This is a genomic window from Pseudomonas sp. 6D_7.1_Bac1, from assembly GCF_025465945.1.
Classification (GTDB): domain Bacteria; phylum Pseudomonadota; class Gammaproteobacteria; order Pseudomonadales; family Pseudomonadaceae; genus Aquipseudomonas.
The window spans coordinates 77,399-89,672 of the sequence record NZ_JANLNW010000051.1 but is presented as its reverse complement, the minus strand read 5'-3'; the positions used below and the strand labels follow the sequence as shown (position 1 = coordinate 89,672).

The window sequence follows — 12,274 nt, the reverse complement described above, 5'->3', positions numbered from 1 at the left end:
GCGGGCCTTTTCCTTGTGTGGCGTTTAGAAGTAGTACGGGAATTTCAGGCTGAAGGAGAAGGCCGGTGCGTCCTGGGTTATGCCGATGGCGAGGTTGGGGACTATCGTCAGTTTGTCGGTTGCCGCCAGGGTCAGGCCGATGTTGAAGTTGGCAGCGTTGTAGTTGCTGTCTGGGACTGATTGCCAGTCCTGGCCGCTTGGTTTGATTTTGCTTTTGCCGGCGAATTGGTCGGAAAACGAAAACGACATACTCATCTTCTCGTTCAAGGCAAACGCAATGCCGGCGCCGACCTGCCAGGAATCGGCCAGTTTCACGTCTCCCGGGACCGTGGAATTTATAGTGGGGCTGATATCGCTGAAGGAATCCTGCTTGTTGTAGGTATAGGACAGGCTGCCGAATAGCACGGCAGGGTCGAAGGTCTTGACCAGCGAGATACCCGGGGTAATCGACCAGACACCGTTGCCGGTAGGGAGTGACTGAGGTACCGACAAATTGTTGTTGTTCGGGTCATTGACCAGCTTGATTCCGTACGGATTATCACCTGTCGGCGCCTTGACTCGCAGAGTGAAGACCGCGTCGGGCAGATTGTCCGATTCATCCAGGAACTTGTAGGCAACACCAAAGTTGACATCGCCTATGGTCGGATCGCGGGTAACGGTGGCGTCGGATGAGATCGGGGCTGCGCCTCCTGCACCACCAGAGGAGTACGTCGAATCTCGATAAACGACCGGGACGTTGACGTCGAATTGCCAGCGTTGCGCCAGGTTGTAGCGGCCTGTCAGGTCCAGGGTCCAGCTGTCGGCCTTGATGCGGTCAATGTTGATGTTACCGAGAAAAATCGAGTCAAGAGCCAGAAAACCATTGAGCACCAATGCACGGGTATCATAGTGGGTATAGGTCAGGCCCGTCTCGAGACTGAACTTGCCACCACCGAAGAAGCCGCTGGCTTCGTCATACAGGTTGGACACGCTTTGCGCCGGTGCCGAGTCGTCCTTGAGCGACTGCCCATACGAACTGGTCCCAGGGGCACCCGTGGCCACGGTCTTGGCGCCTGTGGTCTGTTCGGCAGGGGAGCGGGTCAGGCGCTTGGGAGCAGGCGTTGCAGGTGTTTCTTCGACTTGTTTAACGCGCTGCTCAAGTACCATCAGCGCGTTCTGTTGTGCTTCGTAGCGTTTTTTCAACTCCGTGAGTTCTTGTTTTAGGGCTTCTACCTCGGGGTCCGGTGCTGCTTGCAGCAAAGTGGCCGGGACCAGGGTACTCAAACAAACGACAGCTCTGAACGCGAACGATCGGTACATGGGTTAGTCGTCCCTTCTGACTACATTTGATGAGACTGAGCGTAGATCAGTATCCGAGAGTGCGTAGGCCTTTTAGTTGGTCCAGACTGCAGTCCAGCGCCCCGACGGTCGGCAGGTTGTTGCGCAGGACAACATTGAGGGCCGTCAGGTTGTTCACCTGGTTTCCTCCGCCGAGCAAGGTCGTGTTCTGCATCAGGCCGCCCTGGGCAAGGCTTTGCACGGTACTGCCCTGATTGTTGTTGGCCTGGATGCTCAACTGCACGCCAGCGCCACTCGACGCCATACTGAAGGTCCCGGCACCGTTGGAAGCGGACAGGGTCGTGCCGGCGGCCAATGGCTGGCCCTGGGTATCCATTTGTGGTGCCTGGTTGGCAGCTTTGACGTTGATGTCGACATTGTTGTACGCGCTGTTGTAGTCGCCAGCGGCGCGCACGACCTGGGTTACACCCTGGGTGGTGCTGAGGCCGCCGCCGCCGCTGACATTGCCGGAACCCTGGGAGACCGGCGAACCATTACCTTTCTGGTTGATCATCGACACATAGAACTGTGGCTTGATGGTCGATTCCTGAATTTGCATCGAGGAGGTTGCCCCGATCACGTCACCACGGGCATTTTGCCAGGTACTGGTCATGACAACCCCGAAACTGATGATCCGGCCCGGCATGACAAACCGGCCGCGAAGGGTCGCCAACTCCTGATCCTTGAGTTCAATCGGTTTGAACGTGAGTGCTTGTGTTGGCAGGCTGGCGGCCAGGCAAACGACGGCCAGCCAGTATGGAGTCTTCATTGGATGCTCCCGGAGCTTCGTGCTCCCTTGTCATTAGAAGAAGTCGCTCTGGATGAATCCGAAATCCAACAACTCTGTGTCCGGCACCGGGCTGAAGGTGTTGATGCGGTTCTTGGCGGTCAGTGGCAAAGGTGGTTCGCGCAAGACGTTGGTCTTGTCGTAGCCCTGGCCTATGACGGCGAAGACTATGCCGTTCCAGCCTTTGACAAAGTCGTCGAACTTGAAGCGTTTGTGACCGAGTACCGGATCACCGATATACACCCAGTCTTTCTCCGCTTTTTGCATGACCACGAAGTGCTTGTAGCCGCGGATGTCCATGAGCACGATGACCGGAATGGCGACACTGGTCAGAGTTTCCGGCGATACCCGGTAACCACGGGCCCGCATGCCGATACTTTCCACGTAATGCTTCATGTCGAGCATGGAGAAGCCCTGGACGCGAACCAGATCCTTGTCGGAGTGAGCCAACATGCCTTCGATGATTTGTGCCTCGGTTACGTCCAGCCAATAGGCCTGGCGCAATATGGTCGCCAGGGAAGCTGCACCGCAACTGAAGTCGGTTTTCTGTTGGACCAGGTCGGCAAATTTGCGCTCACGCATGCTCTGGATCGGTTTGAAAACGACCGCTCCACCTGGCAAGACGGAAAGCGGCATTTGTCCCGCTTCGCTCAGGCCAGCCAGAAAAACCAGGAACACCAGGGCGAAAATGCGCATGGTTGGAAGCCTTCGTGCAAGAGTGAAAAAAAGCCCCCCGAAGGGGGCTCTCCAGACTCTGGAGCTTAGTTTACAGGCAGGTTTTGCAACCGGATGCAATGGACAGCGAGTTGCTTTGTTGGTTGCCAGCACCGGCAGCCACGTTGACGCCCAGGTTGCCACTGCCGCCATTAACCGAACCGTTCAGGTTAGCAGTGTTGGTCACAGGGTTTGCCCAGCCAGTTGGGGTCAGCACTTGCCAGGTCACGGTGTTGCTCAAGTCAAAAGAACTGGACTCGCTGAAGCTACGCGATTTGTCTTTCGATTCGCTGCCAGCTGCGCCGTAAGACTCGCTGCCCGATGCGCTGCTCGATGCGCTGCTCGATTTGCTGTTCGATTTGCTGTGCGATTTGTCGATCGATGCTTGGAGCGATGCGTCGATCGATGCGTTGAGATCCGCACTGCTGCTGCTGTGGTGCCAGCCATTATTCTTGCTAGCGCTAAAGTCCACGTCCACGTTCGCATCCAGATTAGCGCTAACAGCAGCGTGCGAAGCAGAGTCGCTGGCAGATTTCGAAGCAGATTTCGAAGCAGATTGCTCAGCAAAGGCCGAAGCAGAGTACTTGGCAAAGTCCGAAGCAGAGTGCGATGCGGAGGACTTGCTGAAAGACTCATCGCCGCTGGCTGTGGTGGTACGCGACAGCGTATCGAGGCGGTACGTCCGATCGGCGTCGTTATACACCTTCAGGCCTGGGCCTGTTTGATCGGCACTCGCGGTTGCGGTAGCGTGCTTACCGCCAGACACAGCGATCGCCATGGTGTTTTTCTGTTGGTTAAGGTCGCCAGCAGCCATGTTGATGCCCATGTTGCCGCTGCCGCCGTTGGCCGAACCGCTCATGTTGGCGTTGTTGTTGGTGGAGGCGTTGTCGACCTCGTTGTTGTTTTGGGTTTGCGTGACCTTGGCGGTTGCCACCACAGACCCAAAGACAAACGAGCCATCGCCGCTGGCAATGGCGGCAGCATTGTCTTGTTGGTTGCCGTCGCCTGCTGCAACGTTGACGCCCACGTTACCGGAGGCGCCCGTGGCCGAGTTGGTCATGTTGGCAGTGTTTTTAGTCCCTTCATTGCTGATGTAGTTGTAAGTGCTGCTTTGAGTATCTGTGGCGTTGGCAGTGGCGCCAGCATTGGTGGTGTCTTTTGGATTGACTACTGGGTGATGGTGGTGGTGATTGTCGTCACCACCCTGGCCAGCTTGCACAGCAATAGCCATTACCGCAGCAATTGCGAAAACCAGAGGCTTGAGTGCCATTGAAGGTTTCATGCTGATTCTCCGTACTTTATTTTAGGTTAAGTGTTGTTTTTTACCTTTTGGGTCAATCCGCGACCCGTACGCTCAGGGTGTTGGCCGTTCGGTTTCCCACCCCGGCGCTCTGATTCAACTGGATCACCCCAAGGCTACCGGTGAAGGCCTGGTCGCTGGTCGCGACCTGGCGATGGCCAGGAGTAAGATCCGTTGAATCGGAGCTGTTGAGCAGCGCCACGTTCTGTTGCTTGAGGACGCTGTCGTCGATACTTTGCGGCGTAGCACTGATGCTTATCCGCAGGGCGTTGGCTTGCTGGTTGCTGGTGCCCGAGCTCTGGTTGACCCCCAGTACGCCATTGCCGTTACTGAAGGCGTTGCCTTTGATGGTTGATTGGGCATCGATCCTGGGATCGACTTGAGTACGCAACCGTTGGCGAATCTGCGTGGTGGCGCTGGCGTTGGTGTCAATGGCGATGGCTCGGGCGTTGGCCTGTTGTTGCTGATCGCCGGCAGCCTGGTTGACCGAGAAGTTGCCCTGGTACTGCATGCCGGAGTTGTCGATGGTGGCCGTATCGATGACAGGAGGTTGGGCAAAGGTCGGCGCACTGCAAAACATGGCCAGAATCAGCAGAGTGCGATTCATTTCATTGTCCCCCCGATAACATTTTCAGACCGCCCAGACCTAGCTGAATGGTGCTGTTGATCCTATTGGCAACACCGTTGCCGGAGCCTGCGGAATGTCCAGCGGACAAGCCGGGTAGTTGTGACTGACCGTTGATGTTGCCGCTCAGCGCGCCGGTGCCTTGAGCGACGATGCCGGCGATGCTTGCACCGCTGCTGATGCCGGAAATGTCACTGTCCGTCAGTTCGTTGGTTGCACTGATGACTTGCTTGGACGGGTTGGCATTGACGGTCAGGGGGTTAGGGTCGGGAACCAGGGGGCGGCGAGTCGCGTTACGCGGTTGGACGTCCCGCTGGATGATGATGATCCCATCGGCGGCCTGGACAGGCAGACTGCTAACAGAGCTGAACGCACATCCGATCAGCAGGAGGAGGGTAAAGCCTTTATTGATTGTCTCCACGTCGGCACTCCATCTTCTTGTGCGCGCTGGCTCTGGTCAGCGTTGTGAAGGAGAGAGCAGAAGCTGTGCCGCTTTTTATTTTTTGATTGAATTCAATACGTTGAGGGGCAGGTCGGGAAGGGCGATGTTCGGGCTGTATCAACGGTGAGACGGTGCATGCCGCCTCCCGTCGGTCATGCTGATCGAAAAGCTCTAGATCAAGAGTTTGCGAGGGGGTGTATCAATGACTTAACAGTCAGCATGACAAGAGGATGAAGACCTTTGATATGGGCAGTTGCGCCGCATTGGAGTGTTTCAGAAACGGACACATGGCTCTAAAAACAGGGGGAAACCGGGGGAAGTTCTGAACGGGGATGCCGTCACGACGTTAGCAATTGCTCCACGGCAGCAAAGGCCTGACGACGGCGCTCGGCCCAATCGCCGTTGATGACCTGCAGTCTTTGCTGGTGCTGTTCCAGCCAGGTTTTGGTCGCGTTGAAGAACGCCAGGCGCTGACTTGGGTCCGGTTGGCAGCGCTGGCCGTCGTCCGTCCAGTCAATCGATTCGGGAGAAAGCAGCAGGTGCAGGTCGTAATGCCTGGCCAGCAGCGCTTCTTCGATCCACGCGGGGCATTCGCCAAACAGGGTTTGGCTCCACAGCACATTGCTCAACAGGTGTGTGTCGAGAATCAGTAACTCAGGGCATTTGGCCCGAGCGCTGTCCTCCCAGGCCATTTGACCGCGGGCAATCTCCGGGATATCGGCAAGGCAGGTATCACGGGGGTTCTGCTCGATGAAGTAACGTACGTATTCCCCCACCAGTAGCCCGCCAAAATGGCGTTGGAGCTCTGCCGATAACCAGCTTTTGCCACTGGATTCCGGGCCGGTGAGTACCAATACTTTCATGCGCGCAACGCCGGATCGGCCCGCCATTCACGCCAGCCTTGCACGGCGATCAGCGTAAACAGGCCGTAGAGTGCAGCGGTCAGGTACAAGCCCTTGTAGATAAACAACCCGACGAAAATCACATCGACGGCAATCCATAGCGGCCAGCATTGCAGGCGTTTTTGCGCCATCCACCCTTGCGCCACCAGGCTGAAGCCGGTCAATGCCGCATCCAGCCAGGGCTGAGCGGCGTCGGTCCAGTGGGCCATGGCCGCGCCCAGCAGCAAGCTGCCGAGGGCGCCGACGGCCAACCCCGTCCACATCGAGCGGCCGTCCAGTTGCGTGACCTGCCGTCCATCCTGCGCTTCACCGGCGCGGGTCCACTGCCACCAGCCGTAGAGCTGCAAGCCGGCGTAGATCACCTGCAACAGCATGTCCGAATACAGCTTCACTTCGAAGAAGATCCAGCTATAGAGCAGCACCATGACCAGCCCGATCGGCCAGCACCAGGGGTTCTGTTTGACCGTCAACCAGACGGCAATCACGCCGAGTGCGGCGGCAAACAGTTCAAGCCCGGACATGAAGGTTCCTTGGTCAAGTTGAAAAGGGCGCCGATTGTAACGTAGGTGGGGATTGTGGCGAGGGGGCTCAGGCTAGGCACATTCCTCGTAGCAGCTGGCGAAGCCTGCGTTCGGCTGCGCAGCGGCCGTAAATCCTGCCTCCACGGTTGACCTGAAAAACATCGTGTCTGATTTTTACGACTGCTTCGCAGCCGAACGCAGCCTCGCGGGCTCGGCAGCTGCTACGAGTCGTGTAACCGCAGGGGCAGCGTTTCACCGCAAAATGTGTCTACACCCGAAACTGCTTGAGCAGGTCATTCAACTGCTCGCTGAGCTCTTTCAAATGCACGCTCGCGACGCTCGACTGTTCAGCAGCCAATGCCGTGCTGTGAGACAAACCCGCCGCCTGGGTGACGTTTTGATTGATGTCCTCGACCACATGCGCCTGCTGCAGAGTTGCACTGGCAATCGAGGCGTTCAGACCGTTGAGGTTGTGCAGGGCCTGGCCAATCGCATTGAGGCTGGCACCGGCCAACCCGGCCTGTTCAATCGTCAGCTGCGAGGCACGACTGCTGTCACCGATCACTTTGACCGCGGCCTCGGAATGGTTTTGCAAGCGCTCGATCATTGACTGGATTTCAGCCGTGGACTTTTGCGTGCGCTGCGCCAGCAGCCGGACTTCATCGGCCACCACCGCAAAACCCCGCCCTTGCTCTCCGGCGCGGGCCGCTTCTATGGCCGCATTGAGCGCCAGCAGATTGGTTTGTTCGGCGATCGAGCGAATCACTTCGAGCACGCTGCCGATCTGGGTGCTTTCAGCGGCCAGGGTGCGGATGACCTCGACGGCTTGATCGATCGTGCTCGACAGCTGATCGATCTGCTGCAAGCTCCCATCAATGTTCACTTGCCCCTGTTGTGCCTGCGCTTGGGCGTCGCGCATTTCACTGGCGGCGTGCTCGGCATTCCTGGCCACGTCCTGCACGCCATAGGTCACTTCATTGATGGCGGTCGCCACCAGCTCCATTTGTTGGGACTGTTGCTGGCTGCGTGCCTGGGCCTGGGCGGCATCGTTGCCCAGGTCGCTGGAGGACTGCCCCAACGCACTGGCGGACAGTTGCAGCTGGCTGATGACCTGGCGCAATTTAGCCGTGAAGGCGTTGAAATGCCGCGCCAATTCGGTCACTTCGTCCTGCCCGTGGGTATCGAGGCTACGGGTCAGATCGCTTTCACCACTGGCGATGTTAGCCATGGCGTTCACGGTTTCCTGGAGCGGTCGCACAATGCTGCGGGCAATCACGGTCACCAACAACGCCATCAGCACGGCGATGGCGAGCCCGACAAACGAGGTTTGCCATGCCTGAGCGTAGAACTCGGCCTGCATGTCATCGATGTACACACCAGAACCAATGACCCAACCCCAGGGTTCGAAGAGTTTCACGTAGGAGGTCTTCTGGACCGGCGTGCTGGCGCCGGGTTTTGGCCAGCGATAGTCAACCATGCCGGCGCCTTTGGCCTTGGCGATGACCGCCATTTCGTTGAACAGCGCGAAGCCGTCCGGATCCTTGATCGAGGAAAGGTTCTGGCCTTCGAGTTTCGGATTGGTGGGGTGCATGACCATCACGGGCGTCAGGTCGGTGATCCAGAAATAGTCGTTCTGGTCGTAGCGCAGTCCGCGAACCACGCTCAATGCCTGTTTCTGCGCCGCTTCACGGGTCAGGGTGCCGGCGGTTTCCAGGTCGTGGTAATAGGCCAGAATGCCGCTGGCGGTCTGCACCACGTGCTGGGTTTTTTGTGCCTTGGCTTGATAAAGGTCATCGTGGATCTGCTTGAGCATCAGCACACCCAACGTCAACAGCATCAGCACAGCCACAATCAAGATGAGCCACAAACGACGGCTGATCGACACACTGCGCAAGCTATTCATGACTGTGTTACTCCAGGTTTCTGTTCTTGTTCTTGTCATAAACGACCGCCAGCATTCAGGCACGCTTTTGCAGGCGAGCCAACCCTACTCAAGTCTAATAACGGCGCAGCGTTGTTCAGGCATGTCTGATAGGATTTCGGCCGCGTCAGCAAAAACCTGAAAGTGCGCTGATTTTTCAGCAGATTTTTAACGTTTCGCACAGGGATTGTGCGCGATGTCATTCAATGGCGGCTGATCGCCATGGACGCTTAAATATTATTAACGAGGCATGCCTTGGAGGCATCGCTTCATTGGGGGATTAATGGATTTTTGGACCGCCGCTCAGGCATTGATTCTTGGCGTTGTAGAGGGCTTGACGGAGTTTCTGCCCATCTCCAGTACCGGGCACCAGATTATCGTCGCCGATTTGCTCAATTTCGGTGGCGAGCGCGCGATGGCGTTCAATATCATCATCCAGCTCGGCGCGATCCTGGCCGTGGTCTGGGAATTTCGCCGCAAGATTCTCGACGTGGTGACAGGGTTGCCCACTCAGCGCAGTGCCCAACGGTTTACCGTTAACCTGTTGATCGCTTTCATGCCGGCAGTGGTGCTGGGGGTGATCTTCGCCAATGTGATCCACCAATACCTGTTCAACCCGATCACTGTGGCGACGGCGCTGGTGGTGGGCGGGATCATCATGTTGTGGGCTGAGCGTCGCGAGCACACCGTGCACGCTGAAACCGTTGACGATATCACCTGGAAAGACGCCCTGAAGGTCGGTTTTGCCCAGTGCCTGGCGATGATTCCCGGCACTTCGCGCTCTGGTTCGACGATCATTGGCGGCTTGTTGTTTGGCCTGTCGCGTAAAACCGCCACCGAGTTTTCGTTCTTTCTGGCCATGCCGACCATGGTCGGTGCCGCGGTGTACTCCGGCTACAAGTATCGCGACCTGTTCCAGGCCGCTGATCTCCCGGTGTTCGCCATCGGCTTCATCACGGCGTTTGTATTCGCGATGATCGCGGTCAAGGGCTTGCTCAAGTTCATTGCCAGCCACAGCTACGCAGCGTTTGCCTGGTACCGGATCGCGTTCGGCTTGCTGATCCTCGCAACCTGGCAGTTCGGTTGGGTCGACTGGGCAGCCGCCGAGTCATGATCGAGCCACGCAATGGGCGCGGGATTCAAAACCCGCGCCTCAAAGGTCTGGTGTTCCTGGGGCTGTGCGCCTTACCGGCTGTTGGTTCGACGCTGCTAGGGTTGCGCGGGATCTCGCTGATTCCGCTCGCGGCCTATGCGATTGTCAGCCTGCTGGCATTTTTCCTGTACTGGAACGACAAGCGCAAGGCTCGGACAGACCGCTGGCGGACACCGGAAAACATACTGCATGCAGTCGAACTGGCCGGTGGCTGGCCGGGCGCCTTGCTTGCCCAGCAAGCGTTTCGGCACAAGACGCGCAAAGTGTCCTATCAACTGGTGTTCTGGATCATCGTGCTGCTGCATCAGGTGTTCTGGATCGACCAGCTATTCCTCGGCACTGGCCTCTTTAGCCTGTTCTAAAGTAACAACCCGACCTGCACGCGCTTGGGCAACTTGCTCACCACCAGTTGGTGAGAACGTTGCAGCAAGTCTTGCAGTTCTTCGGCACCCAGCGGGTAGGGCGTTTGCATGATGATCCACTGCGCCCTTGCCAGATAGGGTGCTGGCCCAATGCCCGGGCGGTCGACATGCCCCAGAAACAGCTCTTTGTCGACCTTGAACGCCAATGACTCTCCTCGCAGGTTTTGCAGGGCGAACATCTTGTTCCCGGCGACTGAAAACACCCGCACGCCACCCCATTTGTAATCCTCTTGCGCGCCGGGCAGTGCCAGGCAGAAACGCGCCACGTCTTCCTCGGTCATGGGTTTAGCCTTCATAACAGTCGATCCCCGCAGGCGTTGAATGATTCGGTCAAATGATCAATCCAGGCGCGCACCGCCGGCAGCACGCCGCGCCGATGAGGGTAGACCGCTTGCAGCCAGCCGCCAGGCAGCGACCATTCGGGCAGCAACTGCACCAGCGTGCCGTTTTCCAGTTCCTGTTCGCAATTCATCATTGGTAGCAAGGTAAAGCCAAGGCCGGCAAGGGCGCAGGTCTTGCGGACAATGAAGTCATCGATCCCCAGCCGTGCTTCCAGCGTCACGTCACAGGTTTTGCCTTGGGCATCGAGCATGCGTATATGCACCATGCGATCGGCCTCCAGCGCGCCAAGCACGGGAACCTGCTTCAAGTCTTCCAGGTTGTTGATGGCGTGATCGCGTAAAAAGGCCGGGCTGGCGACCATCATCATTTGCGCCTGACGCAAGCGGCGGGTGACCAGCAACGGATCTTCATCACCCAACTCACGCACCCGTAGTGCAACATCGATGCCTTCGTTGACCAGATCGACCCGGCGATTGAGCAACTGCATCTCAAGCTGCACCTGGGGAAACTTCTCCAGAAAGGTGCTGATCACCACCGGGAGAAACTCGTGAGCCAGGCCCACCGGGCTGGACACCCGCAACCGCCCTCGGGGTTCGCTGGACATGCTGGCGACGGCCTCGTCAGCCATCTCGGCCTCCAGCAGCATCGCCTGGCAATGGCGCAAATAACGCTCGCCGACAGCCGTCAGCTTGAGCTGGCGGGTGGTGCGCTGGAGGAGGCGGGCGCCCAGGCGCTCTTCAAGTTCGGCGATGCGCCGCGACAGCCGCGACTTGGGAATGCCCAACAAGCGTCCGGCGGCGGCGAAACCGCCGGCTTCGACCACTTTGGCGAAGTAGTAGAGGTCATTGAGGTCTTGCATGGCTGCACTCGATTGTCCTGTCAGTGGGACGAACTATCGCATTGTTGCTGGCTAATCAGCTATTGGTTTCATCTGTAGGATTGTCCCCACTAGATCGCCCGGTGGCGGTCCTCACTTGGAGATCCCACATGAAACTCTTGCACATCGATTCGAGCATCCTTGGCGACAACTCGGCTTCCCGTCAGCTGAGCCACAGTGTCGTCCAGGCCTGGAAAGGCGCCGAGCCTGCTGCCGTGGTTACCTACCGCGACCTGGCCAGCGATGCGATCAGCCACTTTTCTGCGGCCACTCTGGTCGCTGCCGGCACCACCGCGGATCTGCGTAACGCCGCGCAACAGCATGAAGCCGAACTGAGCGCTTCGACCCTGGCCGAATTCCTCGCTGCCGATGCGGTCGTGATCGCAGCACCGATGTACAACTTCACTATCCCGACCCAACTCAAGGCCTGGATCGACCGCATTGCCGTTGCCGGCCAGACGTTCCGCTACACCGAAGCCGGCCCTGAAGGCCTGTGCGGCAACAAGAAAGTCGTGGTGGTGTCGACTTCCGGTGGTATGCACGTGGGTCAACCGACCGGCGTAGCGCACGAAGAGTACTTGAAAGTCATGCTGGGCTTCATGGGCATCACCGACATCGAGTTCGTCCGCGCCCATGGCCTGGCTTACGGTGATGACGTTCGCAGCAAAGCCATGAGCGACGCTCAGGCGCAGATCAGCGAGCAATTATTCGCTGCTGCGTAAGGCTTTCGTAAAGAGTTAAGAAGCCCAGGCAATACCCACTAGACTCTGTACCCTGATCGTCGTAAAACGATCGGGGTACGGAGTTTTCTGTTTCTGAATAAAATGTACGGGTGTTTCAGGTGTTGGCCCAGGTTATGCAGCGTCGGGTTATCGGCTCCGTTCTGCATGGATCGTGAAAGCGGTAAACGCTGGCGCAAGGCTTTAAATCCAAGGGATTGGAAAAAAAACG

Annotated in this window: 14 protein-coding genes; 3 read left to right on the top strand and 11 right to left on the bottom strand. The window is 57.9% G+C overall.

Translation table 11 applies throughout. The features are described from left to right. Positions 1 to 24: 24 nt before the first annotated feature. The 9 genes from NTD87_RS12010 to NTD87_RS11970 form a co-directional block, all read right to left on the bottom strand. Positions 25 to 1,299 carry a hypothetical protein gene (locus tag NTD87_RS12010; RefSeq protein WP_262114159.1) on the bottom strand — a complete coding sequence of 425 codons (1,275 nt, stop codon included), beginning with the start codon at positions 1,297 to 1,299 and terminating at the stop codon, positions 25 to 27. 46 nt (positions 1,300 to 1,345) lie between these two features. Next, positions 1,346 to 2,086 carry a hypothetical protein gene (locus tag NTD87_RS12005; protein WP_262114158.1) on the bottom strand — a complete coding sequence of 247 codons (741 nt, stop codon included), beginning with the start codon at positions 2,084 to 2,086 and terminating at the stop codon, positions 1,346 to 1,348. 33 nt (positions 2,087 to 2,119) lie between these two features. Next, positions 2,120 to 2,800, bottom strand: a complete 681-nt coding sequence (locus NTD87_RS12000) for a C39 family peptidase (RefSeq protein WP_262114157.1) — start codon at positions 2,798 to 2,800, stop codon at positions 2,120 to 2,122. Positions 2,801 to 2,870: 70 nt separating this feature from the next. Then, positions 2,871 to 4,100 carry a heme utilization protein gene (locus tag NTD87_RS11995; protein ID WP_262114156.1) on the bottom strand — a complete coding sequence of 410 codons (1,230 nt, stop codon included), beginning with the start codon at positions 4,098 to 4,100 and terminating at the stop codon, positions 2,871 to 2,873. Positions 4,101 to 4,152: 52 nt separating this feature from the next. After that, positions 4,153 to 4,725 (bottom strand): adhesin, encoded by a 573-nt coding sequence (locus NTD87_RS11990; RefSeq protein WP_262114155.1) that lies wholly within the window; start codon positions 4,723 to 4,725, stop codon positions 4,153 to 4,155. 1 nt (position 4,726) lies between these two features. Next, positions 4,727 to 5,164, bottom strand: a complete 438-nt coding sequence (locus NTD87_RS11985) for a hypothetical protein (RefSeq protein WP_262114154.1) — start codon at positions 5,162 to 5,164, stop codon at positions 4,727 to 4,729. Between the two features lie 359 nt (positions 5,165 to 5,523). Next, positions 5,524 to 6,048 (bottom strand): AAA family ATPase, encoded by a 525-nt coding sequence (locus NTD87_RS11980; RefSeq protein ID WP_262114153.1) that lies wholly within the window; start codon positions 6,046 to 6,048, stop codon positions 5,524 to 5,526. After that, entirely contained in the window at positions 6,045 to 6,608 is a 564-nt protein-coding gene (gene pnuC / locus NTD87_RS11975) for a nicotinamide riboside transporter PnuC (RefSeq protein WP_262114152.1), read from the bottom strand. Before pnuC ends, NTD87_RS11980 begins: the two co-directional genes overlap by 4 nt. A 268-nt stretch (positions 6,609 to 6,876) precedes the next feature. Next, positions 6,877 to 8,511: a methyl-accepting chemotaxis protein gene (locus tag NTD87_RS11970; protein ID WP_262114150.1), complete on the bottom strand. Its 1,635-nt coding sequence runs from the start codon at positions 8,509 to 8,511 to the stop codon at positions 6,877 to 6,879. A gap of 301 nt (positions 8,512 to 8,812) precedes the next feature. Between NTD87_RS11970 and NTD87_RS11965 the strand changes: the two genes are divergently transcribed. After that, a complete protein-coding gene (locus tag NTD87_RS11965; protein ID WP_262114149.1) occupies positions 8,813 to 9,643 on the top strand; it encodes an undecaprenyl-diphosphate phosphatase in 831 nt (276 codons plus the stop codon). Next, positions 9,640 to 10,044: a DUF1294 domain-containing protein gene (locus NTD87_RS11960; protein ID WP_262114148.1), complete on the top strand. Its 405-nt coding sequence runs from the start codon at positions 9,640 to 9,642 to the stop codon at positions 10,042 to 10,044. Before NTD87_RS11965 ends, NTD87_RS11960 begins: the two co-directional genes overlap by 4 nt. Here the strand turns inward: NTD87_RS11960 and NTD87_RS11955 are convergent. Then, positions 10,041 to 10,400: an MmcQ/YjbR family DNA-binding protein gene (locus tag NTD87_RS11955; protein WP_262114147.1), complete on the bottom strand. Its 360-nt coding sequence runs from the start codon at positions 10,398 to 10,400 to the stop codon at positions 10,041 to 10,043. The two genes, NTD87_RS11960 and NTD87_RS11955, sit on opposite strands and share 4 nt — an antisense overlap. Beyond that, on the bottom strand, positions 10,397 to 11,305 hold the full coding sequence (locus tag NTD87_RS11950) for a LysR substrate-binding domain-containing protein (RefSeq protein ID WP_262114146.1): 909 nt from the start codon (positions 11,303 to 11,305) through the stop codon (positions 10,397 to 10,399). The genes NTD87_RS11955 and NTD87_RS11950 overlap by 4 nt, the downstream gene beginning before the upstream one ends. Positions 11,306 to 11,433: 128 nt before the next feature. Between NTD87_RS11950 and NTD87_RS11945 the strand changes: the two genes are divergently transcribed. After that, positions 11,434 to 12,045: an FMN-dependent NADH-azoreductase gene (locus NTD87_RS11945; RefSeq protein ID WP_262114145.1), complete on the top strand. Its 612-nt coding sequence runs from the start codon at positions 11,434 to 11,436 to the stop codon at positions 12,043 to 12,045. The last annotated feature ends 229 nt before the right edge of the window (positions 12,046 to 12,274 follow it).

Excerpts from the sequence above, each read along its gene's own strand:
- NTD87_RS12010 (WP_262114159.1), bottom strand. The coding sequence starts at position 1,299 with ATGTACCGATCGTTCGCGTTCAGAGCTGTCGTTTGTTTGAGTACCCTG.
- NTD87_RS12005 (WP_262114158.1), bottom strand. The coding sequence starts at position 2,086 with ATGAAGACTCCATACTGGCTGGCCGTCGTTTGCCTGGCCGCCAGCCTG.
- NTD87_RS12000 (WP_262114157.1), bottom strand. The coding sequence starts at position 2,800 with ATGCGCATTTTCGCCCTGGTGTTCCTGGTTTTTCTGGCTGGCCTGAGC.
- NTD87_RS11995 (WP_262114156.1), bottom strand. The coding sequence starts at position 4,100 with ATGAAACCTTCAATGGCACTCAAGCCTCTGGTTTTCGCAATTGCTGCG.
- NTD87_RS11990 (WP_262114155.1), bottom strand. The coding sequence starts at position 4,725 with ATGAATCGCACTCTGCTGATTCTGGCCATGTTTTGCAGTGCGCCGACC.
- NTD87_RS11980 (WP_262114153.1), bottom strand. The coding sequence starts at position 6,048 with ATGAAAGTATTGGTACTCACCGGCCCGGAATCCAGTGGCAAAAGCTGG.
- pnuC (WP_262114152.1), bottom strand. The coding sequence starts at position 6,608 with ATGTCCGGGCTTGAACTGTTTGCCGCCGCACTCGGCGTGATTGCCGTC.
- NTD87_RS11970 (WP_262114150.1), bottom strand. The coding sequence starts at position 8,511 with ATGAATAGCTTGCGCAGTGTGTCGATCAGCCGTCGTTTGTGGCTCATC.
- NTD87_RS11965 (WP_262114149.1), top strand. The coding sequence starts at position 8,813 with ATGGATTTTTGGACCGCCGCTCAGGCATTGATTCTTGGCGTTGTAGAG.
- NTD87_RS11960 (WP_262114148.1), top strand. The coding sequence starts at position 9,640 with ATGATCGAGCCACGCAATGGGCGCGGGATTCAAAACCCGCGCCTCAAA.
- NTD87_RS11955 (WP_262114147.1), bottom strand. The coding sequence starts at position 10,400 with ATGAAGGCTAAACCCATGACCGAGGAAGACGTGGCGCGTTTCTGCCTG.
- NTD87_RS11950 (WP_262114146.1), bottom strand. The coding sequence starts at position 11,305 with ATGCAAGACCTCAATGACCTCTACTACTTCGCCAAAGTGGTCGAAGCC.
- NTD87_RS11945 (WP_262114145.1), top strand. The coding sequence starts at position 11,434 with ATGAAACTCTTGCACATCGATTCGAGCATCCTTGGCGACAACTCGGCT.